Origin of the sequence: Flavobacterium sp., assembly GCF_044339515.1 — a bacterium.
Lineage (GTDB): Bacteria > Bacteroidota > Bacteroidia > Flavobacteriales > Flavobacteriaceae > Flavobacterium.
In genome coordinates, this window is record NZ_JBIIVK010000011.1 from 51209 (window position 1) to 77963 (window position 26755).

Below are 26755 nucleotides of genomic sequence, written 5' to 3' on the forward strand. Positions count from 1 at the left end.
TTGAATATAAACAGTCAACACAATGATGTTTTCATAACATCTAAACCACAATCTGAAAAAATAAAAAGATTTATTGCTTATTATTATTTTCATTTTTCAACCGATGATAATTATAAAAAAAGCTTTACTTTTTTTCCAAACTATAAACATGCTATCACCGTTTATAAAAATTCTCAAATTGAAATAATAAATGATCATGCGAATGTAAAACCTTGTGTTGACTCAGAACTAAATACTTTATATACAATTAACAAAAATAAAAGTGTAAAAGTATCAATTGAAGGTAAGTTCAACAAAATAGGAATAGTATTTAATCCTCTGGGAATCAATCATTTTTTTACCGATTATTTGTCCTCTTTTCTGCAAACTGATATGGGAATTTTTCCTCATTTTGGAAAAAAATTTGATTTAACATTAGAACAGGTTTTTAATGATAATCAAACAGAAAACCAAGTTAAATTGTTAGATCAGTTTTTTGAGGAATCGCTTAAACCTTTTAATGAAACAAATTTAAAAAAAGCAATTGGAGAGATTATTATTTCCAATGGTGGAATTAAAGTTTCGGAATTATCTGAAAAGCTTAATGTTAATAGAAAAACGCTTCTTCGCTTATTTTGCAAACATACCTTGATGTCGGTAGAAGAATACAAAAAAATGGTTATGTTTAGACAAGCTTTCAATTATTTTCAACAAAATAAAGGAACAACAAATCTAACAGATGTAGCCTTATTTAGTATGTATTATGATCAAGCTCACTTCATAAAGCACTTTAAATCAATCACGAAAGAAACTCCCAACACATTACTTTCTAAAATTTCACATTTGGGTTTGGAAGATACCTATTGGTATTTTGAAAATTAAAATTTGCATTGTCTCAATTTTACAATTTTTACATTTTTTTGCATTGTAATATTGCCATATAAATAAATCTAAAAAACTATGGCAAAATTGAATATAAAGTTAATGATTGTTCAATCAATTATTATGGGATTTACTTTTGCAGGTGCAATGGTATTGTTTGGATTTATTTGGGATGAAAACTTCAACACTTGGCAATTTATATTCAATGCAACTTTTTTTGGTCTTTTTACGGGAATTCTTTTTCCTATAATCATCGAATTCCAAACAAAAAAAATTCTAAAAAAAACAATTATCGACTTAAACGAGGACGAACAACTAGTTTATGAAGGAGCTTCAACGTTAAAAATCAAATCTTTCTCTGCTAGTGGGAAACTTGTACTCACTAGTAAAAGACTGGCGTTTAAACAACACAAATTAAATTCCAAAAAAACGTTTGTAGAAATTCCTTTAAAAGAAATTAGGAAAGTTGGCAAACAAAATACTTTTAGATTTATCCAGAATATTTTAATCATTCAAAAAGCAGACGAAGAATTCAAATTTTATGTTGCTGAAAATGAACGAGATATTTGGGTAGCTAAAATCAATACTTTCTTTAACAAATAAATCAAATATTAATTACATTTTTTTTTTTAACCTTTAAATTATTTATATATGAAAAAGTCAATTTTTACATTATTGCTTGTATTGATCACATTGAATGTGAATGCACAGGAAGAAACAAAACAAACAGAATTAGGTTTTAATGTAACCGGTAAATTGGGTTTTGCTAAGCTAAATCAATCCGGAATGGTCAATTTGAATGGAAGTATAAATGCAGGAGAAGTATTATTCTTTTACAGACTTGAATCAGGAACATCATTTAGTGTTGGAGCGGGAATGTTAGATTTTAACGCCAATGGCGTTTCTGATGGAGAAAGTTATGCTTTAAAACAAACCTACCTACGAATTCCTATCAATTTAAATTACTCCCTATTTATTCTTAAAAATCAATTAGATAGTAAGCTTTCTGCCTATGGCGGAATAGGTATTTATGCAAATAACCTCTTTAGAGAAGAAATTCAAACTATTGATCAAACCTTTAAAAACAAGAACCAAGGTTGGAATGCAGGTCTAGGATTTAATTTAGGTTTGCGATTTGGTGTAACAAAAGACGTTAACTTTGGAATAGGTTTTGAATCACAATCCGATATTACTAAAATGAAAAAAAATGGAACTGAAAGAAAATTAGAAGAAATTAACACTATCAATTTTTCTTTTGAATTCAAGTTTTAACTAACTAAAATCGAACATAAAATTTTAAACCTTTTAAAGTAAAATTTTATAAAATTAACCGTAGCGTTGCATTTGTAAATTTGTAACTTTACGGTTATTTTTTTATTATAATGTCAAAAATAGTTCCTTTTAAAACTGTTCGACCAACACCGGACAAAGTTGGCTTAGTAACGTGTAGAAATTATGACGATTACAGTTCGGCTGAGCTTGCTGCTTGGTTGAGTTTTAATCCGTATTCGTTTTTGCATGTGATTCATCCTGCCTATGTGCATTCACAAAAAATTACCTTGGATAAACGGTTCAAAGGAGTAGCTCATAAATACCAAGACTTCAAAAATGAAGGCATTTTTATTGAAGAAGATAACCCAGTATTTTTTGTGTATGAAATTCAGACAAAAACCAATTCTTTTACCGGAATTGTAGCGGGAAATTCCATTGAAGATTACAAAAATAATGTCATTAAAAAACACGAAGACACGTTACAATATCGCGTGGAATTGTTCAAAGATTATTTACATCAAACAGGTTTTAATACGGAACCGGTTTTGATTACTTATCCGGATAATATCTCAATCAATCAATGGATAGCTGAAAAGAAAAAAAGTATTCCACTATACAATTATTCCACCACAAACAAAGAGAAACATCAATTGTGGAAAATTGATGATGATCAAGAAATTCAGTGGTTGCAACAACAGTTTAAACGAATTCCGGAACTGTATATTGCCGATGGACATCACCGTTCGGCTTCTGCTGAATTATTACATGATGAATATAAAGCTGTCGGAAATGAAAATTTAAACTATTTCATGAGTTTTCTAATTGCTGAAAGCGAAGTGAAAATTTATGAATTCAATCGAATTATTCGCGATTTGAATGGCTATGAAATGAATGACTTTCTTGCCAAATTAGACGAACATTTTATCATCAAAAACAAAGAACAAGAATTGTGGAAACCGCAAAGTAAGTTTGAATTTGGGATGTATTTGGATGGAAATTTTTATGCTCTCTTTTATAAATTGGAAAAAGCTAATCCCTCCATTTTGGAAAACTTGGATGCCCAAATTTTGTATGATAAAGTGTTGCAACCTTTACTTGGAATTGAAGATTTGCGTAATGATGAACGTATCGAATACATTCCCGGAAAACAATCCATTTTAACCATCAAAGAATTGATTGATGAAGGTGAATTTGAAGTAGGATTTATGCTTTATCCTTCGGATATTTCTGAGATTAAAGCATTGGCGGATAACAATTTGATCATGCCACCTAAGAGTACGTATATTGAACCTAAGTTTAGAAGTGGGTTGATGGTGTATGAATTATAATTTAGATAAACGTTTAGGAACACAGATTTAAGAAATTTTAAAAATTTTAAAAATTTCTTAAATCTGTGTTCAAATAAAAAATCAAAGAATGTCAATAACAGAAAACCTTTCTCAAATAAAATCCAGTCTTCCTTCCCACGTAACCCTAGTTTCCGTTTCCAAAACAAAACCGGTTGATGATTTGATGGAAGCCTACCATGCCGGACAACGCATTTTTGGTGAAAACAAAATTCAGGAAATGACTGAAAAATGGGAACAAATGCCCAAAGACATTCAATGGCACATGATTGGTCACGTTCAGTCAAATAAGGTAAAATACATGATTCCGTATGTGAGTTTGATTCACGGTGTGGATAGTATGAAACTGCTAAAAGAAATCAATCGTTTGGCTGCCAAGTGGAGAAGAACAGTTGATTGTTTGTTGCAAATTCATATCGCTGAAGAAGATACCAAGTTTGGTTTGGATGAACAAGAATTAACTGAAATATTGCAATCAGAAGAATTGAATACCTTTGAAAATATTCGCATTGTCGGTTTAATGGGAATGGCTACTTTTACTGAAAATCAGGAGCAAATCAAACGCGAATTTTTACATTTGAAAAGTATTTTTGACCAACATAACCAACTGAACACTGACAACTGCCAACTGACCACTTTATCCATGGGCATGAGCGGCGATTATCAACTCGCCATCGAATGTGGAAGCAACATGGTTCGAATTGGAAGCAGTATCTTTGGAAGCAGATAATAAACTAATTACTATTCACTAATTACTAATCACTTTTTTTGTACGCAATCTTAGACATAGAAACCACCGGAGGTCAATACAACGAGGAAGGAATCACCGAAATCGCCATTTATAAATTTGATGGTCATGAAGTTGTGGACCAATTTATTAGTTTGGTGAATCCTGAAATTCCGATTCAGCCGTTTGTGGTAAAATTAACCGGTATTAACAACGCCATGTTGCGTTCGGCTCCCAAGTTTTTTGAAGTGGCCAAACGCATTATTGAAATTACGGAAGGTTGTATTGTGGTAGCTCATAATGCTTCGTTTGATTATCGAATTTTACAAACCGAATTCAGACGATTGGGCTTTAAATTTCAAAAACAAACGCTTTGTACCGTTGAGTTATCCAAAAAACTGTTGCCCGGTCATCCCTCCTACAGTTTAGGAAAATTGGTTCGAGCACTCGGAATTCCGATGGCAGACCGGCATCGAGCAAGTGGTGATGCTATGGCAACGGTGAAATTATTCAAAATGCTTTTGGCTCAGGACGTTGAAAAAGAAATCTTAAAAAGTTTGGTAAAAACCGAAATCAAATCAGGTATGTCGCCGAAATTACTGGATATTGTGGAAAATCTTCCCTCTAAAACAGGAATTTATTATATCCATAACGAAAAAGGTGATTTGATTTATATCGGTAAAAGCAAGAACATCAAAAAACGTGTCAACCAACATTTTACCGGAACAAGCCGTAAGTGCAAAAAAATTCAAATGGAAGTGTATACGGTTACGTATGAAGAAACCGGTAGTGAACTCATCGCTCTTTTAAAAGAAAGTGAAGAAATAAAGATTAACAAACCTATTTACAATCGTGCCCAACGGAAAACGATATTTCAGTGGGCGTTGTATCCAATTAAAGATGAAAACGGCTATTTAAAACTCTCCCTTCAAAAAACAGATGGAAGAAAAAAAGAGATTACCAGTTATACCTCTATTCAAGAAGGAAAAAATGCATTATTTAAAATTACAGACCAATTTAATTTATGCCAAAAAATAAACGGTTTGTATGATACAAAAAATGCTTGTTTCAAATATAAGATAAAAGAATGTGACGGGGCTTGTATTGGTGAAATTACAACTGAAGAATATAATTCAAGAGTGGAGGAATTCATCGAATCAAGTCAATTTGAAAACGACAATATGGTGGTGATTGATAGAGGCAGAAGTTTGGAAGAACGCTCCGCTATTTTAATTGAAAACGGAATTTACAAAGGCTATTGTTTTTATGATTTAAATTACCAAATTACAAATATTGAGGTGCTCAAAAACATCATCATCCCAATGCAAAACAACCGAGATACCAAGAGTATCATTCAGGCCTACTTGAGAAAACACAGAGTAATGAAGATTATTAAACTATAATTTCTTTATATTTGACTAGTTAGATATGTTATGAAAGAAGTCAAATCAAGATATGAAATTTTCAGGCAAAAAGCTCATATAATAATCTATGGCACCAATACGGTTGCCGGTAGACTTTTTGACCTTATTCTTCTTGGATTAATACTTCTCAGTGTATTACTGGTTATGTTAGAAACAGTGGAAGGTTTCGATATAAAATTCCACAAACAGTTGGTCTTATTAGAATGGATAATCACAGTATTTTTTAGCATTGAATATATCCTACGAATTATTTGCATTGATAAACCCAAGCGATATATTTTTAGTTTTTACGGAATCATTGATCTGCTTGCCATTTTACCAATGTATTTATCCTATTTTTTTGCCGGTTCAAATTTATTAATGATAATCAGAGCGTTACGACTTTTGCGATTATTTAAAATTTTAAACCATCCTCATTTTTCAGGTCAATCACTTCAATTAAAAAATTCCCTTATTGCCAGCCGTGGAAAAATTGTAGCATTTATATACTTCATTTTAATAAGTTGTATCCTAATTGGCTCTTTAATGTATGTTGTGGAAGGAAAAGAAGCCGGTTTTACCAGTATTCCAATCAGTATTTATTGGTGTATTGTAACCTTAACCACAGTTGGATTTGGTGACATCACTCCCACTACACCACTCGGGCAATTTATTGCATCTATCGTAATGATTATGGGTTACGGAATAATTGCCGTTCCCACCGGAATTGTAACTGCAGAAATTGCAAAATCCGAATTCAAACGTGGTTTGCAAACTAAACGTCATCATTGTATGAATTGTGGAAAAGATGATCATTCGGAAAATTCAAAATTTTGTTACCACTGCGGAAATGAATTAGACGAACACTCGTAAATAATCAACCTTGACAAATTCAAATTTTCTCATCACGATAATTGGACCAACTGCAATTGGAAAAACAGCGTTGAGTATTAGTTTAGCTCAACATTTTGGTTGTGATATCATTTCATGCGACAGTCGACAATTTTTTAAAGAAATGAAAATTGGTACAGCTGTTCCAACTGATGATGAATTAAAAGCTGCTCCTCATCATTTTATTCAACACAAATCGATTTTTGAAAGTTATTCGGTTGGAGATTTTGAACGTGAAGCCCTATTGAAATTGGATGAGTTATTTAAAAAGAATAACTTTCAAATTATGGTTGGTGGTTCGGGTTTGTATGTGGATGCCATTTTGAAAGGATTTGATGATTTTCCGGATATCAATCCGGCTGTTCGGGAGGAAATTAAGACAGATTATGAATTTAAAGGTTTGGATTTTTTACAACAAAGACTAAAAGAATTAGATCCTTTTTATTTTGAAAAAATAAGTTCTGAAAATCCGCAAACGCTGCAAAATCCGCAACGGATGATGCGATTTGTAGAAGTTTGTATGGGAACGGGAAAACCGTATTCTTCTTTTTTGAATCAGAAAAAAAATAAGCGAAATTTCACTCCGATTGTTATTGGTTTAGAGGCGGATAGAGAAATAATGTATGAACGAATTAATAGAAGAGTTGATTTAATGATGCAAGATGGTTTGATGGAAGAAGCCCAAAACGTATATCCAAATAAACAGTTGAATGCTTTGCAAACTGTTGGTTATAGGGAATTATTTGACTATTTTGATGAAAAAATTAGTTTAGATTTTGCTGTGGAAGAAATCAAAAAAAATACCCGTCGTTTTGCTAAACGTCAATTAACTTGGTTTAAACGAACTGAAAACGTAAATTGGTTTGATTTTCAAACAGATGCAAATGAAATCATCACTTTTATACAATCCAAAACGAAAAAATAATGCCAATTTCACCCCTTTTTACTTCCGAATTTTCCAAAGAATGGGAAATCAATTTTATTCAATGCTATCCAAACGGGCAGTTGAAACATACCGAATTGTGTAATATTTTACAACTTACAGCTAGTTTACATGCCGAGTTGGGTGGATTAAGTTTTAGTGATATGCAAGTTTTTCATCAGGCTTGGGTATTGAGTAGAATGCGTGTTGAAATAAGTGATTTACCAAAATGGCGAGATATTGTTACTGTTAAAACGTGGATTGTAGAAATGAAAGATTCACGTTCGGTTAGGGCTTTGGAATTGTATTTGGGTGACCAAAAATTGGCAGGTGCTCTCACCTATTGGGTAGCTATCAATACCGAACTACGCAAACCGGAAGCGTTGGCTTTGCCTTTTAATCATTTTACTTTTTATCCGGAAAGATTACCCACAGTCAAAACCTTTGAAAAAATTGATTTAAATGTTACACTGGAATTTTTAAAGCATAAAACCATTTTATTATCTGATTTGGATATCGTGAATCATGCCAACAATATAAAATATTTAGAATGGTGTTTGGATTGTCTAAATCCGAAACTAATTTTGAAAAATAAAATTCAGGCGTTTGACATGAATTTTTTGAGGGAATTGCATTGGAATGACGAAATAGAAATACAAACTTCATTGGAAGAAAATCCGGAATTGATGACGGTGACCAAGAACGGAAAAACCAGTTTTGCTCTGAAATTGGAATATAGCAGTTAATCCTACCCCAGATTGTAACGGAAAGCCCGGCTTGTTGGGGTTGTGTGAGGCTTGCTTTGCCAAAGCGACCAACGGAAGCTCTTGGCAGAGTTTAGCCGAACCAATCCCAACAAACGGACTTGTAGTGGAAAGCTGGATTGGGTTCAAAAAAAAAGCTCCCAAAAAAATTGAGAGCTTTAACTTTATTGTGTAACCTTATTTTTGATTACTAAACGGAAACCTTCGCCATGAATGTTAAGGATTTCTACGTCTTCATCCGGTTTAAGATACTTTCTTAATTTGGCGATATACACGTCCATACTTCTGGAAGTGAAATAGTTATCGTCTCTCCAAATTTTGGTTAACGCCAATTCACGTGGCATTAAGTCGTTTTCATGAAGGGCTAACATTTTTAGCAATTCATTTTCTTTTGGAGATAGTTTGATTGGTTCCTCGTTTTTATATGTCAAGAAACGCAATTTTGAATTCAAATGGAATCCTCCGATTTGGAATTCAAATTTCAGGTTATCTGTCTTACTTTCAGACTGTTTACGCTGCATAATGGCTTTGATTTTCATTAACAACACTTCTGAATCGAAGGGTTTGTTAAGATAATCATCGGCTCCAACTTTGTAGCCTTTTAGCACATCTTCTTTCATTGACTTGGCTGTCAAGAAAATTAAAGGCACGTCTTTGTTTTTTTCACGGATTTCTTTGGCCAGGGTGTAACCATCTTTGTAAGGCATCATGACATCTAAAATACACAAATCGTATGTGTCTTTTTTGAATTTTTCGAATCCTTCCATTCCGTTTTTGGCTAAAACGACTTCAAAATCGTTTAGCATCAGGTAATCTTTTAGTATGGCTCCAAAATTTGGATCATCTTCTACTAAAAGAATCTTTTTGTTTTCTGCTTCCATAGGTTAATTTATATTTAGTGGTATTTAATTTATTAATGGCAATTTAATGCTGAATGTACTTCCTTTTCCTTTTTCGCTTTCAACGGAAATTTGTCCGTTGTGTTCTTCTACAATTCTTTTTACGTAGGCAAGGCCTAATCCGTGACCTTTCACGTTATGTATATCTCCGGTGTGCTCGCGGTAGAATTTTTCGAAAATTCTTTTTTGAGCTACTTTACTCATTCCTGCACCGTGATCTTTGATTTTTATGATTAGAAAATCTTTTATATTTTCTGTATAAATGTCAATTATTGGCTTTTCCGGCGAATATTTTACTGCATTGTCTAACATGTTTACGAACACATTAGTGAAATGCACATCGTTTAACAAAACTGTGGTTCTTGTGGCTTGAAAATGTTTTTTTATTGTTCCTTCTCTATCTTCAACAATCAAGCTAACATGGTCAATGGCGTCGTTAATTATATCATTTACATCGAGTGGTTCTTTATTAATTTCAAGTTCTCGTTTTTCGAGTTTTGAAATTCGTAAAACGTTTTCAACTTGAGCATGCATTCGTTTGTTTTCGTCCCGAATCATTTGAAGATAGCGATGTACTTTTTCTTTATCTTCAATGACTTTTGGGTTTTTTATTGCATCCAAAGCCAAATTAATGGTAGCAATGGGTGTTTTAAACTCATGTGTCATATTATTAATGAAATCTGTTTTTATTTCAGAGATCTGACGTTGTTTGAACAATTGATTTAAAGCATTGGAATAAGCAATAATAATAATTAACGTAAAAATCAGTGATAACATTGCGATTCCGATTAAATCGGAGAAAATAAATTTCTTTTTTTCAGGAAAACTCACTAACAATTGATATTTACTCATTCCTTCGTTATCGGTGAAAATCGGAATGCTGTATGTATCATTTTTATTGAATTTGAAATTATCTGATTTGACTTTGGTAGCCAAACCATTACTGTAAATTCCAAATTCAAATGGTGTATTTACGCCATATTCTTTGAGTTCTCTTTGCAAAAGTTCTTGTAACTTCTCTTTTGAAATTCTTCGTTGAATTGGATAGGTCAGAGCAATATCGTTGAACGACATATCATAGAGTAACTTGTCTAAAATGGCAAGATTACCAGACTTTTCCATCTTGTAATCAGGCGTTGGAGAATTCTGCAAATTTGATTTATCAATTCCGTTGTGATAAATTTCAGTTTTCCGTTTTGAAGAAAAACTTTTAATTTTCAAACTGTCTCTTTTTTTATCAAAGAACGAGGGTGAAATAGTAAAATCTTGTGAATTTATACTATTTGAATAAATTATGGTCTCATTGGTTTGCGAATTTCTTTCGTAATATCCGAACTCTAAAAAATCGGTATTATTCACTTCATCGGCACCGGTACTATCTTTAAATTGGTTGATTTTATCAACAAAAGCTAGTATTTCTTGATTTTTTATATCTTCAGAAACATTGCCTAAAACTTGCTTTACATGAAACTTGAATTGTTCTTGGTTGTTTTCCAACGAAGAATTAAACCAATATACTTGCACAAAAATTATTCCAATGAGCGACAAACTCATTAAAACCACAAGCACTCTAAACAAAACTTTATTCATCACCACAAAATTAGGATTTTAACATTTGTATTGTTAATAGATTAACCAAACATTAACATCATGCCTTTTTTTTAAATTTTATCTAATAGTTTGATAATAACGTCCACTTGTGCTTTAGTTTTCTCTAAATCAATGTTTTCAATCACATAATCACTCAACAAAATCTTCTTTTCATCACTCCATTGGTTATCGATTCGTTGTAAAACACTCTCTTTGTCAGATTTATCTCGTAAAAAAACTCGCTCAATTCTTAACAATTGTGGAGCGACTACTGTAATCACTTTATCGCATTGCTTATGACCATTTGTTTCAAATAAAATAGCCGCTTCTTTAATTACGTATGGAGCTAAATCATGGATTTTTAACCACTTTTTAAAATGCTTTTGAACAGTAGGATGGACAATTTTATTGAGCTTTTTTAACTGTTCAGCGTTGTTAAAAACAATTTTGGCTAATTTGGCTCGATCTATTTTTTTATTTAAAATAATTTCATTACCAAATGTTATTTTTACTTGCTCAATAATTTCATCCAAATCCATTAATTTTTTAGCTTCTTCATCAGCAATATAGACGGGAATTCCTTGCTCAGAAAACATCTTTGCCACGGTTGTTTTTCCGCTTCCAATTCCACCGGTTAAGCCAATGATTTTAGTCATTTTGTCTAGTTTTAAAAAATAGTTCCTGAAACTCTTTCTCAGGATTTTTATTTAATAATTGAATTAGTATGAATGATTTTAAAAAGCCGAGACCATAGCCGTAGAATTGAATAAAAGTTGCAACTATAGATAAAGACCCAATTTTAGCACTTTTGTTACAGTATGTTGCCGAAAAAAACAAAAGGAGAAAATAAAACCCATATAGAATTAAGGGAAAGAAAAAACTAAAAAGTAGAGCTAATGCCAAAGCCAAAAAGAAACCAACTATAAATAAAGTAGGAAAAAAAAAGGTTGGTTTACTATACTCCGGATACCAATTGTTAAGAATTGGCCTAGCCTTTCCAAATTTTGAAACTTGGTAATAAAATTTATTCCAATCGATTCTTCTTTTATGATAGACAAAAGCTGAAGAAATCAATCGGGTTTCAAAATTCATTTTCCATAATCGAATTGATAAATCGGGATCTTCGCCTGGATGAATATTCCCAAATCCTTTGGATGCTTCAAATGCTTTTCTGGAGATACCCATATTAAAACTTCGGGGTTGAAATTTATCAATTTTTTCTGAACCGCCACGAATTCCGCCTGTGGTTAAAAAGGAAGTCATGCTAAAGTTAATTGCCTTTTGAACATCAGAAAAAGAATCCAAAGCTCTATCTGGACCACCGAAACAATCAGTAAAGTTGTTTTTTAAAGCTAAATCAACTTCGGAAAGGTAATTGGATGGAATAATACAATCGGAATCAAAAATGATAAAATAATCACCTTTTGCTTTTTTCATTCCATAATTTCTGGAATCACCGGGACCGGAATTTTGTTTGAAATAATAGCTGATGCTTAATTTTTCGGAATATTTTTCAACTACATTTTTACAATCGATACTTGAACCATCTTCCACAATAACAACTTCAAAAGGTGATTTGTACTCTTGTAAAACAAGACTTTCCAAAAGTTCATCAATCTCATCAGGACGATTGTAAACAGGAATAATTATTGAAAAAAACATATCAGAAATTTTAACAAATATACGGCATAAAAAAACAAAAGCCATGCAGTTGCATGGCTTTTGAAAATCTATTGATTACTTTTTATTGTTTCACAATTTTGATTATTTTTTCAAGATTGTCTTCGGTTGTAACTTTAACTAAATAAGTGCCTGTAGTTAAACTTGATAAATCAAGTTGACTTTCATTGGCATTTACATTTTTAGTAAGCACTTGTTGACCTAGTAGGTTTATTACACTAACATTAGAGATTGAGCTAGTATAACTCAAGTTCAAAATATCTTTAACTGGGTTTGGATAGTATTTGAATCCGGCATTATCAAATGATCCGGTGCTTAACGATGCATCAAACGCAGAAACTGCGAATGAACCTTCAGCTCCGTTATAACCCCAAACTCTTAGTAATAGGGTTTGCCCGGCAGTTAAACCTTCTAACTCTACTCTTGAATAAGGATTTGCTGGAAAATTAACATCATCATTACAATCAATTGCAACTAACGCCTCACAACTTCCTGAATACACTTCTAAAGCTGAATCGGTTAAACCACCATTTCCTTGTGTTTCTATTGTTAACGTGCCAGAATCAGGAACAACTACAGAAAACCAAACATCTTTTCCATTAGTAGCAAAATTAAATGCTCCACACGTTGGTAACGGGTTTGCTGCATTTGCTGTAGCTGCTGCATTAGTTGACGTTAAAGAATTATCTTCAAACACAGCACCAGGTGTAAGCGGAGTTGCATTGGCACACTCATCGTTTCCGGGTGCAGGTGGCGGAGTAACAGTTAAAACACCACTTAAGTAAGTTGTTCCATCCCAAAAACCAAAATTGGTTCCTCCGTAAACAAAAGGACCGTCATTTAATCTGAAGCGTGTTGCATAATAATATGTACCCGGAAGTAAACCTGTACCAATATTTGCTTGGTATTCATCGTTATTACTCAGGTGTCCTGAATTCCATGTTGCCGGAATCCAAGTAGTCCAAGTATTTGGATTTGTGTTTTCTCCAATTGGACTTACACCAACCCAAGCTTGAATTCCTGGAGCTTGCCCTTCTATATTTGGTTCTACATCAGTTAATCCTGCAACATATACTTGTCCATAAACAGTAACTGTCTCTCCTTGTTGAACAGTTGCATCGAAAGGAAATTGTAAATTAGCATACTGAGGAACATCACTACTAACTTCTCCACATACAAAAGATCTTTTACGATTAACATCTTCAAACTCACATTGATCATTTAAGTGAGAATAAAAACGAATTACACCAGTGTAGTTTGATACCCAAGTTAATGGGGAATTTCCAAAAACAGCAGCAGTAGCACCATCATCAGTACTGATAGTAATAAAATCTGAAGTTTCATCATTTTCTGAAGTAAAAATATATGTTTCGCCATCAGTAACATTTACCAGAGAATACTCTCCAGTGTAACCACTTAATGTAATGACATTCTCTGTTACTCCATCACATGAGTCTGCTGTATAAGGCTCTTCATCGGGCCATAAACCATTAGGTGCATTCAAACAAAAACCTTGAGATTCAACAGTTGTAAATGTCCAAACCGGACAATCTACGGCACTACCTGCAGCGTTTTTAGGTACAATTTTCCAATAAAAAGTAAATCCATAATCGTTTAGAGTAACGTCAACAGTTGTTGTTGTATAAGTATCTAACAAAATGTCTACTTCATCCGGAGCAATTCCGTAAAAGAAATCATACGCTGTTGGTGCATCTCCTGTAGTTGGTGCTTCCCAAGAAAAGGGAACTACTCCAATAGGCACATCTACAGCATTATCGGCAGGTGTAAGAACAGTAGCACAATTAGGCACAGAAATAGAACTAACCATATTAACATTGTCCACAGACCAGTTATCTCCGTCATCATTAGTCATAACAAAAGCAATGTAAATGGATTGACCAACATATGCACTCAAATCAACCAATTTTTCACTCATCGTCAAAGAAAGATCTGCCTCTGTTTGTGTGTTAACAATTGTAAAAGAAGCAATATCAGTTTGTGAAGTTGTTGAAACTCGAATTGTATATTCACTACCATAATCTATCGCAAATGATTGTCTTTGAAAAAATGACAATGAAGTATTTGGTGCAGTAACCGTGTGCAATGGTGATACTAACCAATCTTCAGCTAAGCCTCCATCGACGTTTTCCCAACGAACGAAAGCTGCTTGAGCACCCTCGCTTACATCAGCCGCTAAAGTGGTAGCAGTCCAATCTTGAGCAGTTCCAATTCCATTTGCTCCTCTAAAGGATGTCCAACCCGTTGGTGGAACAGTAGTTTCAAAGCTTTCCGGAAACTGAGCAAAAGCTGAAAAACTTAGAAACAATAAAAATAATAATGTAATTTTTTTCATATTTTGTTTGTTTAATATTTATGTGCTAAAATTATAAAAAAAAACACCTATAAAAAAATTATAGGTGCCTTTTAAAAGTTAAAATGTAAAATTTGTTATTCTTTTGTAAAATATTCCATAACATCTTGGCTAACACCCATGTTAGAGAAACCTCCATCGTTATATAAATTTTGCAACGTAACACGTTTAGTCAAGTCAGAAAACATCGCCACAGTATAATTTGCACAATCCAAAGCAGTTGCATTCCCAAGAGGCGACATTTTATCCGCATAGGTTATAAATCCGTCAAAACCTTTTACTCCTTGTCCGGCAGTGGTTGGAGTTGGTGATTGTGAAATGGTATTAACTCTAACTTTTTTATCTTTCCCAAAAAAGTATCCAAAACTTCTGGCAATAGACTCTAAGTAAGCTTTATTGTCAGCCATATCATTATAATCAGGAAACACACGTTGAGCAGCCATATACGTTAAAGCTACTACACTACCCCATTCATTCATGGCATCTTTTTGATATAAAACCTGCATTACTTTGTGAAAAGAAACAGCCGAAACATCCCAACCCTTGTGCGTAAAATCATAATTTTGATTAGTATAATGATTCCCTTTTCTAACATTAACTGACATTCCGATAGAATGTAGAACAAAATCTAATTTTCCTCCCAATATTTCAGTTGCTTTTTCTATCAAATTTTCTAAATCTGCAACAGAAGTTGCGTCAGCTGGAATTATTTGTGAACCGGTTTTTTCCGCTAATTGATTAATGGTTCCCATTCGCATGGCAATTGGGGCATTAGTTAACACAAATGTTCCTCCTTCTTCATGTACTCGTTCTGCGGTTTTCCATGCAATAGAATTTTCGTCTAAAGCTCCAAAAATGATTCCTCTTTTTCCTTTTAATAAATTATACATAGTAGGTATTATTTTAGTTTGTATGATGTTTCAAATATAATTAAAATTTTCAGTTCAATAATGCTTTTGCATGATTTAAAGCAGAATCTGATATGTTGGAACCGGATAACATTTGGGCAATTTCTACCACTCTGTCCTCCTTATTTAATAATTTTACTTCGGAAGTGGTTTGATTTCCGTTATCCGTTTTAAATACTTTATAATGTGATTTGCCTTTGGCTGCGATTTGAGGTAAATGCGTAATCGCAAAAATCTGCATTTTCCCACTCATTTCTTTCATAATATCACCCATTTTATTGGCTATTTCACCTGATACTCCCGTATCAATTTCGTCAAAAATGAGTGTTGGTAAGTTAGAATAATTAGCTAAAATTGCTTTTACAGCCAACATAATTCGCGACATCTCACCTCCGGAAGCTACTTTTTTTAATAATCCAAAATCGGAACCTTTATTGGTTGAAATAAGAAATTGAATCGTGTCTTTACCATTGGCAAAAAAAGTTTCTGAAAGCTTAACCTCGATTTTGAATTGTACGTTTGGCATTCCTAACTGACTCAAAATCCCCAGAAGCATTTCACTTAATTTTGGAATGGATTTATCTCGATTGGAATGAATTTTTATTGCCAATTCATTCAATTCTAATTCATTTTTTTCTAAGCGATTTTGTATTTCTGCAATTTCGTTTTCCAATGACGTGACCGAAATCACCTTTCCTTCCAAATCATTTTGAATTTGCAGTAACTCTTCAACAGAATTCACTTGATGTTTTTTCTGCAAATTATAAATCGTTTGCAATTTTTGATTTACCAAAATTAATTGCTCCGGATCATTAACTACCAATTCAGAAAAACTATTCAATTCGTTTACAATGTCTTTTAATTCAATCGAAAGACTTTCCACTCGTTCAAAAAGTTGAGCATAATCTTTTGAAAATGAACTAATTCTTTGAATCGTACTTTTAAATTCTTTTATATTAACCAATAAACCGAACTGCTCACTATCAGCCAAAGCTATACTTTTTTCGAGCTGCTCTTTGATTAATTCAACATTGCTTAATTGTTCAAGTTGGGCTTCTAACACAGCTTGTTCGTCTTCAACCAATTTTGCTTCAGCTAATTCATTGTAAAGGAAAGTGTTATAATCTTGTTCTTTTAACGCACTTGCATAAAGTTGCTTTTTTTCGTCTAATTGAACTTTTAATTTTTTATAAACTTTTAATCTTCCGGAATAATTATCCAACAATAATTGATTAGAAGAAATAGCATCAATAATCTGAAATTGATACAACTCTTCTGTCAATTCTCTGGTTTGATGTTGAGAATGAATATCGAGTAAAAATTCGCCTAGTTCAACCAATTCATTGAGATTTACCGGGCTATCGTTGATAAAAGCTCTTGATTTTCCGGAAGGTAAAATTTCTCTACGAATAATAGTTTGGTCTTCATAATCCAAATCATTTGCTTCAAAAAAATCTTTTAAATTATAAGTTGAAATTGAAAAATGACCTTCTATCACGCATTTTTCATCTCTGTTTTTTAACGAAGTTAAGTCGGCTCTTTTTCCCAAAACTAATCCCAAGGCACCCAAAAGAATTGACTTACCGGCACCGGTTTCACCGGTTATAATGGAAAACCCATCTGAAAAATCAATGGATAATTTTTCAATTAAAGCGTAATTCTTTATGGATAACGAAGTTAGCATTTCCTGATTTTAAACAAAATACAATGGCAATGTACTCAATAAATCGGAACTAAGAAAAGTGTCTTTTGAGATAATATTGACAAAGTTATTAAAACCTTATCGTATCTTAGACCAATTTGAGGCGTTAAGTGGAGAAACTCGATTTAAATTGTCTACTAAGTCCGTAATATCAATTTTGGGACCACCGGTAAAAATGGAAAGAATTTCATCGGATTTTGTGTCAAAAAATACACGTGTTAAGTATGCATTAGGACGAACAGCATTGATTTTTGATAAAGTTAAAACGGCATTTTTTATACCTTCTTTACCTGCTGCTAAATCGTCTGCCATTAAATCCAGACCGCCTTTATGGTAATCGTAAAATCCTAATCGAATGGGATCAAACGTACTGGATAATAAATCATTTACTAAAAAAAATCTGTTTTGTAATCCGTCGGACTGTGACCACCCTTTACCACCCGCTTGCGAAACGCCTACAATATTTTGAGCGATCTCTAAATATTCATTTCCTCCTTGATATTCAAAAGAATCGGCATCCATGGCTAAAATCATATAAGAATAAAAAGCGATCACAGATACCAAATTGGAGTCAAAACTATTTGGATTGAAAAACAAATTTTCAAATTCAACATAACGAAATGTAAAATCCTTGTCGTTTATATTTAAAATTGGTGTACTATAAGTAGAGTTAAAAACGGGTCTCGAAGCCTGTACTTGAATGGTAGCCGTAAAAACATTATTGTTAAACTCCGAAACATTGATAAACATCGAACATTCGATTCGTTCGTTGTTTTTGAATTCACGCGTACTCCATTTTGTTTTATTTACAAACTCATTTAATGACGTTTCAAGTGTTTTAAAAATCTGTTGATTGGCAGCAGTTATTCGCTCTGAATTAACTTTTACGCTACAATTTAGTTCTTGTGCCTGAGTAAAACTCAACGCAACCAAAAAAACAAATACTAGTAGTTTACGCATGATATTGTTGTATTATTTTATTCAAAATATCCTTTGCTACTTCCTCTTTTGATTTAAGTGGCATGGGTTCTATTTGAAATGATTTATCAATAAATGTAACTTTGTTGGTCGCTTTACCAAAACCGGCACCTTCATCATTCAGCGAATTTAGAACAATCAAATCTAAGTTTTTTTTCTGAATTTTCAACTTAGCATGTTCAATTTCATTTTCTGTTTCCAAAGCAAAACCAATCAAAAATTGGTGTTTTTTAATTTCTCCCAATGATGCTAAAATATCTTTTGTCTTTTCTAATTCAATTGAAAAATTGCCATCAGACTTTTTAATCTTTTGATCAGCGATTACTTTGGGTTTATAATCGGCAACGGCCGCAGCTGCAATTGCAACATCAACGTTATCAAAATACAAATGACATTGTTGATACATTTCTTCCGCAGATTGCACTCGAATTAACTGTATGGACGAGTTATTCACATTCAGATGCGTCGGGCCTGAAATTAAAATAACTTCCGCACCCATTTGAGCAGCTTCATTTGCTATATCAAAACCCATTTTTCCTGTTGAATGATTTCCTATAAAACGCACAGGATCTATTGCTTCGTATGTTGGACCGGCAGTAATGAGTATTTTTTTTCCTTTCAGCGGTAATTTTTGCAAAATATCATTTTCTAAAAAGGTTATAATATGCTCAGGTTCAGCCATTCTACCCTCTCCGGAAAGTCCGCTGGCTAATTCACCTGATTCAGCCGGAATCATTATATTGCCGAATAATTGCAATTTGTGAAAATTATCGATTGAAGTAGGATGCTTATACATATCCAAATCCATCGCGGGAGCAAAATATACCGGACATTTAGCTGATAAATACGTTGCCATGAGTAAGTTATCGCAATTGCCATTGGCCATTTTAGCCAGTGTATTTGCGGTTGCCGGAGCAATAATCATCAAATCTGCCCAAAGACCTAATTCAACGTGATTATTCCACAAGGCATTTTCATCTTCGTCGTTGTAAAACTCAGAAAAAACAGGATTTTTAGATAAAGTAGATAATGTTAAAGGAGTAACAAAATCTTTAGAAGCAGGCGTCATGACAACTTGCACTTGAGCACCTGCTTTAATAAAAAGTCTGACCAAAGTTGCAGTTTTATAGGCAGCAATTCCACCGGAAACGCCCAGTAGTACTTTTTTCCCTTTTAAAACTGACATGAGGTTCTTATTTTGTAGTATCTCTGTGGTAAATTTTTCCTTCTAACCACTCTTGTACAGCTAATGCGTGTGGTTTTGGTAATTTTTCATAGAACTTTGAAACTTCAATTTGTTCCTTATTTTCAAAAATCTCTTCTAAACTATCATTGTAAGTAGCAAATTCTTCTAATTTTTCAATTAATTCTTTTTTAATTTCAGAATTAATTTGATTTGCTCTTTTAGCGATGATTGTTATCGCTTCGTACACGTTTCCTGTGGTTTGCTCAATCGCTCTCTTATCATAAGTAATCGTGTTAACCGGAGCATTCGTCTTTTTTAAATCCATAACTACTATTTATTTTGAATATTGTTCTAAAAGTTTATTAACGTCTTCTTTAATTTTATCCGCTTTTTCCTTGTACTTTGATTCGGGAAATTGTTTCAAAAGCTTATCATAATTTTCTAATGTCTCATTTAAGCGGGATTTTACTTTATAATCCACACTATTGATAGCATATTTGTAACTTGCCTCAATTTTATAGTAAAGAGCGTCTTCTCTGTAGGGTGTACCGGGATAATCGGCAATAAAATTGTCTAATGCAACAATAGGAGCTCTAAAATCCCTAATTGCTTCTGCAATTGTATGATACTGCTTTGCGATTTCAAATGCTTTGAATTCTAACTTTTCACGTAAATCTTTGACAACCACATTTGCCTCTGCAATGTACTGGGATTCAGGATAGGCATCAATAAAAGCTTGCATTTTTTCAATGCCTTTGTCTGTATCAATTTGATCTAACGAATACCTTGGTGATAATTTTGAATAACAAAATGCTCCCAAAAAAGCAGCTTCTTCTACTTTTTCACTTTTTGGATAACCAGATGCAAAACTTTCAAATTGATATCCGGCTGTATAAAATTGATCTGTTTTGTATAAACTTTGAGCATACATGTAAAACATTTTTTCTGCCTGTGGTTTACCTCTATAAGAAGGAGCTATTTGTTCAAATAAACGAATAGCTTTTTCATATTTTCCTTTGTTATATTTTTCTTCGGCGGCGGCATATTTTACAGCAATATCTTCACTTTTCAATGCTTTTTGGTATGGACTGCACGAACTGAAAACTACTGCAAGAAGGAATACAAAATATAATTTATTCATTAGGCGAATTTTATATGCAAATTTTCATGAATCTTTATCATGAAAACCGGACTGCAAATTTAGTTAATAATTGCAGACTACAAAACATTTTTTTTATAGTCTCTAAAGGATGTAAAAAAACAAAAAGATGCGACATAAACCGCATCTTTTATATTTAGATTAACATTGTTCTTATTTTGCAGGAGCCATTGGACTCACAAAGTTCTTCATTTCATTATCAAAAAGATACAAACCACCTTTGTCATCGCCAATTAAATTGATTTTATCTAAGATATAACGAGCCGTTGCTTCTTCTTCAATTTGCTCTGCCACATACCATTGTAAAAAATTGTGGGTTGCAAAATCACGTTCGTCTAAGGTAATCCCCACCAAATTATTAATGCTCTCCGACACTTTAATTTCATGTTCTAACAATTGTTTGAAAAGTGCTTTATAATTGGTTAAATCCAACGAAGGCTCCAGAGTAGCTCCAACTTTTGCTTCGCCTCCTCTTTGGTTTACATACTTAATTAATTTGAGCATGTGCATTCTTTCTTCATCAGATTGGTTATACATAAAAGTTGAAATTCCTTCAAAACCTTGTACTTCTGCCCATGAGGCCATGGCTAAATATACTTGAGAAGAATCACCTTCCATTTTAATCTGACTATTTAATGCTGCTAATACATTTGCTGATAACATAATTCTCTATTTTTTCTAATTAATAAATCTACCGCTAATTTACAATTTTTTTGACAGTTTGACGAATTCTGTTTGCTAAGTCTTCGTTAACATTAACCAAAGGAAGTCTTAACGTGTTTTCGCATAATCCTAAAACATGAAAAACTTCTTTTATTCCAGCCGGGTTTCCTTGTTCAAAAATCATATCAATTGCATCGGCTACTTGATAATGAATTTGATAAGCTTCATCCACTTTTCTTTCCAAACCTAATCGAACCATAGCGGAAAATTGCTTTGGAAAACCTTCTCCAATAACCGATATCACTCCTGCTCCACCGGCCAAAACCATTGGTAAGGTAACCATATCATCGCCTGAAATTACTAAAAATCCATCCGGTTTGTGTTGAATTAATTTCATGGCTTGGACAATATCGCCAGCCGCTTCTTTGATGGCTACAATATTTTTAAAGTCATTGGCCAATCGTAACACAGTCGAAGGAAGCATATTACTTGCTGTTCTACCGGGAACATTATACAAAATGATTGGAATTGGCGAAGCTTCAGCAATAGCTTTAAAATGCTGATATATCCCTTCTTGAGTTGGTTTGTTGTAGTAAGGTGAAACTGAAAGTATAGCTGTAAAATCAGATAAATTTCTGGTTTTCAATTCTTCTACCACTTGATGAGTGTTGTTTCCGCCCACACCCAACACGAGGGGTAATCTTTTATTATTTGCTTTGATAATCGTTTTGATTACTAATTCTTTTTCCTCTGAGGTCAATGTAGCCGTTTCCGCAGTTGTTCCTAAGACCACTAAATAATCGATTCCGTTATCAATTTGATAATGAACAATGTTGGTTAACGCTTCCGTATCAACGGATAAATCTTTTTTGAACGGAGTTATCAAAGCCACTCCGGTTCCAATGAGTGATTGCATAGTTATAGTTTGTTTAGTATTCTTAAGTATTTGAATAATTCATCTACAAAAACAGTGTAATTTTCAACTTCCGTATCTATCATAAAATGATTCAACCGTTTGTCTGAAGAAGCAAATCCAACTTTAAAATCGGCCAATGATTTGTGTGTTACAATTTGAAGAGGTGTTTTCTTTTCTTCAAAATAACTAATTAAAAGATCAAACTGATTCGAAGTGAACTCTTTGGCATCTTTATTTTCAATAGTTCCGAGCCAAGTGACATCTTTTTTGCTGTAATGTGGATAACTTATATTTTCTTTCTTCTTGTATTTGGTCTTGTAGGCCAACACGGAGATTTTTTCCGGATTGATTCCATTCTCTACCAATAGTTGAATCAAAGCCTCTTTTTTATCGAAATACGTTTCATCTATCAAAACGCCAACCGTTTGAATGGGTTTGTTTGAAATAGAAGAATTTACATTGAGTGAACTTTTTTTTAATACTCTTTTAGCGGAAAAAGTTCTAAAATATTTTAAAAACATTGTACCTTTACTTGGATTACAAAATTATAGAATTAAAGTCGTTTTTTGATGATAAAACTAAAAAACTATACCGTTATAACGACATTTTTTGTGTTATTTATAACATTTTCGCTGTTTTTCTACGGATGCAAATCAAACTATGAAATTGTAAAAATTGAAGGAAAACAGATTGGAATATCTGATACATCATCCGAAAATCCTGAAATTGAAAACTTTATCAAGCCATATCGCAATCACATCAACAAAGACTTAGACAGTGTGTTGGCCTTTTGTCCGGAAACCTTGGATAAAAGTAAAGGTGAATGGCAAACGAACATTGGTAATTTTATGGCTGATGTTTGTTTAAGCGAAAGCAATAAAATTTTCAGTAAACGATATGCTAAAACCGTTGATATTTGTTTGTTGAATCATGGTGGAATTCGCTCCATTATTCCTAGGGGAAATATAACTACGAGGACAGCATTTGAAGTGATGCCTTTTGAAAACAATATGGTTGTAGCTGCATTGAAAGGAAGTCAAATTATGGAAATGATAGAATATTTGATTGCTGAAAAAAAACCTCACCCGTTGAGCGGAATGCAAATAGTATTAGATAAAAATAAAGCTTTTAAATCCGTTTTGATAAATGGTGATGTTTTGGATTTAAACAAAGTTTATTATGTTGCTACTTCTGATTATTTAGTAAATGGTGGTGATAACATGAATTTCTTTCTGAAAAACAACCAACTTTTTGACTTAGATTACAAAATACGAAATATTTTAATTGACTATTTCAAGGAAGTTGAAGTGGTAGAAGCTTCTTCAAAACCAAGAATAATTGTTGACCAAAACTAAAGGTATGAAAAGAAGAGATTTTATAAAAAATACGGTTGCCGGTTCAACATTAGTTGGTTTGGGAAGTTTGCCTTTGACCGGTTTTAGTCAAGCTAAGACAAAACAGTTAACCATTTTGCACACGAACGACGTACACAGTCATATTGACCCATTTCCGGCATATCATCCAAAAAACCCGAATATGGGTGGAGTGGTTAAACGAGCCGTTCTTATTGAAAAAATCAGACAAGAAAACCCAAATGTTCTGCTTTTAGATGCCGGTGATAGTTTTCAGGGCACACCCTATTTTAATTATTATGGTGGCGAATTGGAATTCAAATTTATGTCGAAAATGGGTTATGAAGCTACCACTATTGGTAATCATGAGTTTGATAATGGTATTGAAGGTTTGGCCGCTCAAATGCCTCATGCTAAGTTTGAAATTCTATCTGCAAACTATGATTTTAAAAACACAGTGATGCATCCTTTTGTGAAACCATACAAAGTATTTCACAAAAACGGAATCAAAGTAGGTGTTTTTGGATTGGGCGTTGAATTAGCCGGTTTGGTTGATAAAAAAATGTATAAAGAAACTGTTTATAATAATCCGTTAGAAATTGCAACGGATATGGTGAAAAAATTAAAAACTGAAGAAAAATGCGACTTAATCATTTGTCTCTCTCATTTGGGTTATGCCTATAAAAATGACCAAAGCAAAATTTGTGATACCAAATTAGCAACGTTGACCCGTGATATCGACTTAATTATTGGTGGACATACACATACTTTTTTAGACAAACCAACCATTCTTAAAAATCTTGATAATAAAGAGGTTTTGGTAAACCAAGTTGGGTGTTATGGAATTAATTTAGGGCGAATCGACTTTTATTTTGACACGGATTCTTCGGTCATTTCACAGGGTAAATCGATTATTGTTTGATGTTCAGAAAGTAAAACATACCGCATAAATAAATAATGTCCTCCAAAAAAGCAGATGGTTCGAATGGGTTTAAACACTTGAACGGATAGGTAATACTTTTCAATCATAAAAACAAAAATCAACATGGCGAACAACAAAGTGCTAATAAGCAACCAACTGTTTTTCATGTTGTCTTCCTCTAAAACATAATTTGAAACAGCCAGTCCTCCTAAAAAAGAAATGATAAAAGCATTGAGAATTGAAGGCAGATAATTTATTCCCAAGGAAGAATAAGTTAAAAATATCAAATAAAAACAAATTGATAAAAAAGGTAAAAAACCAAGTGCGACAGGGATAAAACTGACTTTCTTTGAGTTTTTAATCACTATGGTTATCGTTAAAATTTCAAAAATTAAAAAGAAAAGTGTTGCAGATAAAACTCCGCTATCCGATTTTAAAAACAAAAAGAGAATGGATAAAAGTGAGAACAATAGCGAAAACAAATAGAGTTTGTTTTTCTTGAAAGAACTTAAAAAATAAATTAAAAAAATTAATGAAAGTCCAATCAACCGAGTTAAAAGAATGATACTTTCTATATCAAAATAAACTCCATACGCTAGAATGCCTACTACTAAAAAAAATAAGCCTGATAAGGGTAAAACTGATTTGTTATTCTTTTTCAAAAAAAATATATTATTGTTTATCTATCTGCTTTTCAGACATTAAAAGATAAAGATAAAAAAAATAATGAGCCGACATCAAAACTAAAACACGAATTGGTTGAAAAATTGGAATAAACAAATAATACTTTTGAATTACGAATAAAAATACAATAATGGTGTATAAAAATGTGCTAACCAGCAACCAAGTATGCTTAAATCCTTCTTCCATTAAGTAGTTAGACAAGGACAATCCGCCTAGAATAGATACTAAAACTACGTTTACAATAGCAACCATAAAACTTTGTCCTAAAGAATCCTGAGTAAGTACAATAAAATAAAGCAATGGAAAAAGGAAAAAAACACTACCAATTCCAACTGTAAAAAAAGAGAGTTTAGGTGAAGCTTTTACAACTAAAATAATAGTAATAATTCTATAAATCAAAAAGGCAATTAATCCGTAATTAAGTAAGGTCGCATCGGTTGAAATAAAAAGAATATTTGATATTGCCGCACAAAAAAGAGCAACTAAGTAGAATTTACTGATTTGTTTCGATGTCAAAACATAAAGTAACATCAAAACCGGAATACTAATTGATTTTAAAACATATTCAGTTAATTTAAAATCAAAAAAAGATACAAAAATCAATAGAAAAACAATCAGTATAAAAACAGAAGATAATACTTTAAAATTCCTATTTAACAAATATTCCTTCATAAATTATTTTATTAAAAACGCAAAGAAACTAATTAGAATTTGATTTTTCTATGATTAAAATAAACTTATAAAAAGCATAATAGGCAAACGCATTCAAACTCATGGCAATAGGTCTGAAAATTTGTAATTGAATATAAAATTTTTCGATAAAAATGATAAAATGAAGCGTTACGAAAGACAAAACACAAATCAATAACCATGAACTTCTTGAGCTGTCATTCATAATGTAATGCGACAGGGCAATTCCACCTAATAAAGAAATCAAAATATTATGAATAATCATGATGTAATATACTTCTTTCGTAAGTAAATCGGTGTCAAAAAAGATATAGAAAAAAATGATTAAAAAAGGAACAGAAGCCAGGATTACCGGAATAAAATCCTTTGTTTTCATTACTTTTATAATATAGAAAATATTAATTAATCGATGAAACCCAAAAACAATTAATCCAATAAAAATTAAATTAAGATCGTTTGGAATAAAAAGCACATTGGTTATTAAGGATGTCGCAATAGTGAGAAAAAATAAAAAATCTTTAATTGGTGAACTATACCAATACAAAGTCATCAAAACTACAGAAATGAGCGGTTTGAAAATATAAACTAGAGGTAAAAATCTAATATATTCGGCAATTACTTCGATTAAAGCAACAATGAACAAAACAGCTGTTAAAACTTTCACTTTATTCATGCTGAATTTAATTTATAAAATTATGAATAAAGTTAATAAATTTTTAATTAATTTATACTTTTATTATATAAAATTTTGATTGTCCGTTATTAGTCATAACCCTGTAATGCTTGCTATCACTAGCCTGTCGAATAATTTTTCTTCAAAATACCGTCTATTAAGCTTGTAAACGAACTCATTTAGGTATAATTGTAAA

28 protein-coding genes and 1 pseudogene are annotated in these 26755 nt (G+C 32.5%); 11 read left to right on the forward strand and 18 right to left on the reverse strand.

The annotated features are described in order from the left end of the window. The 9 genes from ACIQ0M_RS04700 to ACIQ0M_RS04740 all read left to right on the forward strand — a co-directional run bounded on the left by ACIQ0M_RS04700 (window position 1) and on the right by ACIQ0M_RS04740 (window position 8168). Window positions 1–861: a helix-turn-helix domain-containing protein gene (locus ACIQ0M_RS04700; protein WP_396150234.1), complete on the forward strand. Its 861-nt coding sequence runs from the start codon at window positions 1–3 to the stop codon at window positions 859–861. Between the two features lie 78 nt (window positions 862–939). Continuing rightward, window positions 940–1464 (forward strand): GRAM domain-containing protein, encoded by a 525-nt coding sequence (locus tag ACIQ0M_RS04705; protein WP_396150236.1) that lies wholly within the window; start codon window positions 940–942, stop codon window positions 1462–1464. A gap of 48 nt (window positions 1465–1512) precedes the next feature. Continuing rightward, window positions 1513–2133 (forward strand): outer membrane beta-barrel protein, encoded by a 621-nt coding sequence (locus tag ACIQ0M_RS04710; RefSeq protein WP_396150238.1) that lies wholly within the window; start codon window positions 1513–1515, stop codon window positions 2131–2133. A gap of 110 nt (window positions 2134–2243) precedes the next feature. Further along, a complete protein-coding gene (locus ACIQ0M_RS04715) occupies window positions 2244–3461 on the forward strand; it encodes a DUF1015 domain-containing protein (protein ID WP_396150240.1) in 1218 nt (405 codons plus the stop codon). Between the two features lie 88 nt (window positions 3462–3549). Further along, window positions 3550–4209: a YggS family pyridoxal phosphate-dependent enzyme gene (locus tag ACIQ0M_RS04720; protein WP_396150242.1), complete on the forward strand. Its 660-nt coding sequence runs from the start codon at window positions 3550–3552 to the stop codon at window positions 4207–4209. Between the two features lie 38 nt (window positions 4210–4247). Beyond that, window positions 4248–5609 carry an exonuclease domain-containing protein gene (locus ACIQ0M_RS04725; protein ID WP_396150244.1) on the forward strand — a complete coding sequence of 454 codons (1362 nt, stop codon included), beginning with the start codon at window positions 4248–4250 and terminating at the stop codon, window positions 5607–5609. 30 nt (window positions 5610–5639) lie between these two features. Next, on the forward strand, window positions 5640–6482 hold the full coding sequence (locus ACIQ0M_RS04730) for an ion transporter (RefSeq protein WP_396150246.1): 843 nt from the start codon (window positions 5640–5642) through the stop codon (window positions 6480–6482). 10 nt (window positions 6483–6492) lie between these two features. Continuing rightward, window positions 6493–7425 carry a tRNA (adenosine(37)-N6)-dimethylallyltransferase MiaA gene (gene miaA, locus ACIQ0M_RS04735; RefSeq protein ID WP_396150248.1) on the forward strand — a complete coding sequence of 311 codons (933 nt, stop codon included), beginning with the start codon at window positions 6493–6495 and terminating at the stop codon, window positions 7423–7425. Then, on the forward strand, window positions 7425–8168 hold the full coding sequence (locus ACIQ0M_RS04740; RefSeq protein ID WP_396150250.1) for an acyl-[acyl-carrier-protein] thioesterase: 744 nt from the start codon (window positions 7425–7427) through the stop codon (window positions 8166–8168). The genes miaA and ACIQ0M_RS04740 overlap by 1 nt, the downstream gene beginning before the upstream one ends. Before the next feature lie 182 nt (window positions 8169–8350). Here ACIQ0M_RS04740 and ACIQ0M_RS04745 read toward each other — a convergent pair whose 3' ends face one another. The 14 genes from ACIQ0M_RS04745 to ACIQ0M_RS04810 form a co-directional block, all read right to left on the reverse strand. After that, window positions 8351–9067 carry a response regulator transcription factor gene (locus ACIQ0M_RS04745; RefSeq protein ID WP_396150252.1) on the reverse strand — a complete coding sequence of 239 codons (717 nt, stop codon included), beginning with the start codon at window positions 9065–9067 and terminating at the stop codon, window positions 8351–8353. Window positions 9068–9091: 24 nt separating this feature from the next. Beyond that, on the reverse strand, window positions 9092–10675 hold the full coding sequence (locus ACIQ0M_RS04750) for a sensor histidine kinase (protein WP_396150254.1): 1584 nt from the start codon (window positions 10673–10675) through the stop codon (window positions 9092–9094). A 71-nt stretch (window positions 10676–10746) separates the two neighbouring features. After that, a complete protein-coding gene (coaE, locus tag ACIQ0M_RS04755; protein WP_396150256.1) occupies window positions 10747–11331 on the reverse strand; it encodes a dephospho-CoA kinase in 585 nt (194 codons plus the stop codon). Beyond that, on the reverse strand, window positions 11324–12337 hold the full coding sequence (locus ACIQ0M_RS04760; RefSeq protein ID WP_396150258.1) for a glycosyltransferase: 1014 nt from the start codon (window positions 12335–12337) through the stop codon (window positions 11324–11326). Before ACIQ0M_RS04760 ends, coaE begins: the two co-directional genes overlap by 8 nt. An 82-nt stretch (window positions 12338–12419) precedes the next feature. Next, a complete protein-coding gene (locus tag ACIQ0M_RS04765) occupies window positions 12420–14708 on the reverse strand; it encodes a choice-of-anchor J domain-containing protein (protein WP_396150260.1) in 2289 nt (762 codons plus the stop codon). 95 nt (window positions 14709–14803) lie between these two features. Beyond that, window positions 14804–15616, reverse strand: a complete 813-nt coding sequence (locus tag ACIQ0M_RS04770; RefSeq protein ID WP_396150262.1) for an enoyl-ACP reductase — start codon at window positions 15614–15616, stop codon at window positions 14804–14806. Window positions 15617–15665: 49 nt separating this feature from the next. Then, complete coding sequence (gene recN / locus ACIQ0M_RS04775; RefSeq protein WP_396150264.1) at window positions 15666–17318, reverse strand: DNA repair protein RecN; 1653 nt, start codon at window positions 17316–17318, stop codon at window positions 15666–15668. A gap of 96 nt (window positions 17319–17414) precedes the next feature. Continuing rightward, window positions 17415–18296: a DUF4835 family protein gene (locus ACIQ0M_RS04780; protein WP_396150266.1), complete on the reverse strand. Its 882-nt coding sequence runs from the start codon at window positions 18294–18296 to the stop codon at window positions 17415–17417. Next, window positions 18289–19500 carry a bifunctional phosphopantothenoylcysteine decarboxylase/phosphopantothenate--cysteine ligase CoaBC gene (gene coaBC / locus ACIQ0M_RS04785; protein WP_396150268.1) on the reverse strand — a complete coding sequence of 404 codons (1212 nt, stop codon included), beginning with the start codon at window positions 19498–19500 and terminating at the stop codon, window positions 18289–18291. The genes ACIQ0M_RS04780 and coaBC overlap by 8 nt, the downstream gene beginning before the upstream one ends. Window positions 19501–19507: 7 nt before the next feature. After that, window positions 19508–19825 carry a DNA-directed RNA polymerase subunit omega gene (locus ACIQ0M_RS04790; protein ID WP_112085507.1) on the reverse strand — a complete coding sequence of 106 codons (318 nt, stop codon included), beginning with the start codon at window positions 19823–19825 and terminating at the stop codon, window positions 19508–19510. A 9-nt stretch (window positions 19826–19834) separates the two neighbouring features. Further along, window positions 19835–20641, reverse strand: a complete 807-nt coding sequence (locus tag ACIQ0M_RS04795) for an outer membrane protein assembly factor BamD (RefSeq protein ID WP_396150270.1) — start codon at window positions 20639–20641, stop codon at window positions 19835–19837. A gap of 171 nt (window positions 20642–20812) precedes the next feature. Beyond that, window positions 20813–21322: a ferritin gene (locus ACIQ0M_RS04800; protein ID WP_396150272.1), complete on the reverse strand. Its 510-nt coding sequence runs from the start codon at window positions 21320–21322 to the stop codon at window positions 20813–20815. 34 nt (window positions 21323–21356) lie between these two features. Then, window positions 21357–22238: a 4-hydroxy-tetrahydrodipicolinate synthase gene (dapA, locus tag ACIQ0M_RS04805; RefSeq protein WP_396150274.1), complete on the reverse strand. Its 882-nt coding sequence runs from the start codon at window positions 22236–22238 to the stop codon at window positions 21357–21359. 2 nt (window positions 22239–22240) lie between these two features. Further along, window positions 22241–22759: a DUF6913 domain-containing protein gene (locus tag ACIQ0M_RS04810; protein WP_396150276.1), complete on the reverse strand. Its 519-nt coding sequence runs from the start codon at window positions 22757–22759 to the stop codon at window positions 22241–22243. A gap of 48 nt (window positions 22760–22807) precedes the next feature. Here ACIQ0M_RS04810 and ACIQ0M_RS04815 point away from each other — a divergent pair, with 48 nt between their 5' ends. Together ACIQ0M_RS04815 and ACIQ0M_RS04820 are read left to right on the forward strand one after the other, a co-directional pair. After that, on the forward strand, window positions 22808–23593 hold the full coding sequence (locus ACIQ0M_RS04815) for a 5'-nucleotidase C-terminal domain-containing protein (RefSeq protein WP_396150278.1): 786 nt from the start codon (window positions 22808–22810) through the stop codon (window positions 23591–23593). A gap of 4 nt (window positions 23594–23597) precedes the next feature. Then, on the forward strand, window positions 23598–24512 hold the full coding sequence (locus ACIQ0M_RS04820; RefSeq protein WP_396150280.1) for a bifunctional metallophosphatase/5'-nucleotidase: 915 nt from the start codon (window positions 23598–23600) through the stop codon (window positions 24510–24512). Here ACIQ0M_RS04820 and ACIQ0M_RS04825 read toward each other — a convergent pair. The 4 genes and pseudogenes from ACIQ0M_RS04825 to ACIQ0M_RS04840 form a co-directional block, all read right to left on the reverse strand. Next, window positions 24458–25174 carry a hypothetical protein gene (locus tag ACIQ0M_RS04825; protein ID WP_396150282.1) on the reverse strand — a complete coding sequence of 239 codons (717 nt, stop codon included), beginning with the start codon at window positions 25172–25174 and terminating at the stop codon, window positions 24458–24460. The two genes, ACIQ0M_RS04820 and ACIQ0M_RS04825, sit on opposite strands and share 55 nt — an antisense overlap. A 10-nt stretch (window positions 25175–25184) precedes the next feature. After that, a complete protein-coding gene (locus tag ACIQ0M_RS04830) occupies window positions 25185–25868 on the reverse strand; it encodes a hypothetical protein (protein WP_396150284.1) in 684 nt (227 codons plus the stop codon). 28 nt (window positions 25869–25896) lie between these two features. Continuing rightward, window positions 25897–26559 carry a lysoplasmalogenase family protein gene (locus tag ACIQ0M_RS04835; RefSeq protein WP_396150286.1) on the reverse strand — a complete coding sequence of 221 codons (663 nt, stop codon included), beginning with the start codon at window positions 26557–26559 and terminating at the stop codon, window positions 25897–25899. 93 nt (window positions 26560–26652) lie between these two features. Continuing rightward, window positions 26653–26755: pseudogene (locus ACIQ0M_RS04840) on the reverse strand (IS1595 family transposase); the annotation flags it as partial.

Excerpts from the sequence above, each read along its gene's own strand:
- ACIQ0M_RS04705 (WP_396150236.1), top strand. The coding sequence starts at position 940 with ATGGCAAAATTGAATATAAAGTTAATGATTGTTCAATCAATTATTATG.
- ACIQ0M_RS04710 (WP_396150238.1), top strand. The coding sequence starts at position 1,513 with ATGAAAAAGTCAATTTTTACATTATTGCTTGTATTGATCACATTGAAT.
- ACIQ0M_RS04715 (WP_396150240.1), top strand. The coding sequence starts at position 2,244 with ATGTCAAAAATAGTTCCTTTTAAAACTGTTCGACCAACACCGGACAAA.
- ACIQ0M_RS04720 (WP_396150242.1), top strand. The coding sequence starts at position 3,550 with ATGTCAATAACAGAAAACCTTTCTCAAATAAAATCCAGTCTTCCTTCC.
- ACIQ0M_RS04730 (WP_396150246.1), top strand. The coding sequence starts at position 5,640 with ATGAAAGAAGTCAAATCAAGATATGAAATTTTCAGGCAAAAAGCTCAT.
- ACIQ0M_RS04740 (WP_396150250.1), top strand. The coding sequence starts at position 7,425 with ATGCCAATTTCACCCCTTTTTACTTCCGAATTTTCCAAAGAATGGGAA.
- ACIQ0M_RS04745 (WP_396150252.1), bottom strand. The coding sequence starts at position 9,067 with ATGGAAGCAGAAAACAAAAAGATTCTTTTAGTAGAAGATGATCCAAAT.
- ACIQ0M_RS04750 (WP_396150254.1), bottom strand. The coding sequence starts at position 10,675 with ATGAATAAAGTTTTGTTTAGAGTGCTTGTGGTTTTAATGAGTTTGTCG.
- coaE (WP_396150256.1), bottom strand. The coding sequence starts at position 11,331 with ATGACTAAAATCATTGGCTTAACCGGTGGAATTGGAAGCGGAAAAACA.
- ACIQ0M_RS04760 (WP_396150258.1), bottom strand. The coding sequence starts at position 12,337 with ATGTTTTTTTCAATAATTATTCCTGTTTACAATCGTCCTGATGAGATT.
- ACIQ0M_RS04765 (WP_396150260.1), bottom strand. The coding sequence starts at position 14,708 with ATGAAAAAAATTACATTATTATTTTTATTGTTTCTAAGTTTTTCAGCT.
- ACIQ0M_RS04770 (WP_396150262.1), bottom strand. The coding sequence starts at position 15,616 with ATGTATAATTTATTAAAAGGAAAAAGAGGAATCATTTTTGGAGCTTTA.
- recN (WP_396150264.1), bottom strand. The coding sequence starts at position 17,318 with ATGCTAACTTCGTTATCCATAAAGAATTACGCTTTAATTGAAAAATTA.
- ACIQ0M_RS04780 (WP_396150266.1), bottom strand. The coding sequence starts at position 18,296 with ATGCGTAAACTACTAGTATTTGTTTTTTTGGTTGCGTTGAGTTTTACT.
- coaBC (WP_396150268.1), bottom strand. The coding sequence starts at position 19,500 with ATGTCAGTTTTAAAAGGGAAAAAAGTACTACTGGGCGTTTCCGGTGGA.
- ACIQ0M_RS04790 (WP_112085507.1), bottom strand. The coding sequence starts at position 19,825 with ATGGATTTAAAAAAGACGAATGCTCCGGTTAACACGATTACTTATGAT.
- ACIQ0M_RS04795 (WP_396150270.1), bottom strand. The coding sequence starts at position 20,641 with ATGAATAAATTATATTTTGTATTCCTTCTTGCAGTAGTTTTCAGTTCG.
- ACIQ0M_RS04800 (WP_396150272.1), bottom strand. The coding sequence starts at position 21,322 with ATGTTATCAGCAAATGTATTAGCAGCATTAAATAGTCAGATTAAAATG.
- dapA (WP_396150274.1), bottom strand. The coding sequence starts at position 22,238 with ATGCAATCACTCATTGGAACCGGAGTGGCTTTGATAACTCCGTTCAAA.
- ACIQ0M_RS04810 (WP_396150276.1), bottom strand. The coding sequence starts at position 22,759 with ATGTTTTTAAAATATTTTAGAACTTTTTCCGCTAAAAGAGTATTAAAA.
- ACIQ0M_RS04815 (WP_396150278.1), top strand. The coding sequence starts at position 22,808 with ATGATAAAACTAAAAAACTATACCGTTATAACGACATTTTTTGTGTTA.
- ACIQ0M_RS04820 (WP_396150280.1), top strand. The coding sequence starts at position 23,598 with ATGAAAAGAAGAGATTTTATAAAAAATACGGTTGCCGGTTCAACATTA.
- ACIQ0M_RS04830 (WP_396150284.1), bottom strand. The coding sequence starts at position 25,868 with ATGAAGGAATATTTGTTAAATAGGAATTTTAAAGTATTATCTTCTGTT.
- ACIQ0M_RS04835 (WP_396150286.1), bottom strand. The coding sequence starts at position 26,559 with ATGAATAAAGTGAAAGTTTTAACAGCTGTTTTGTTCATTGTTGCTTTA.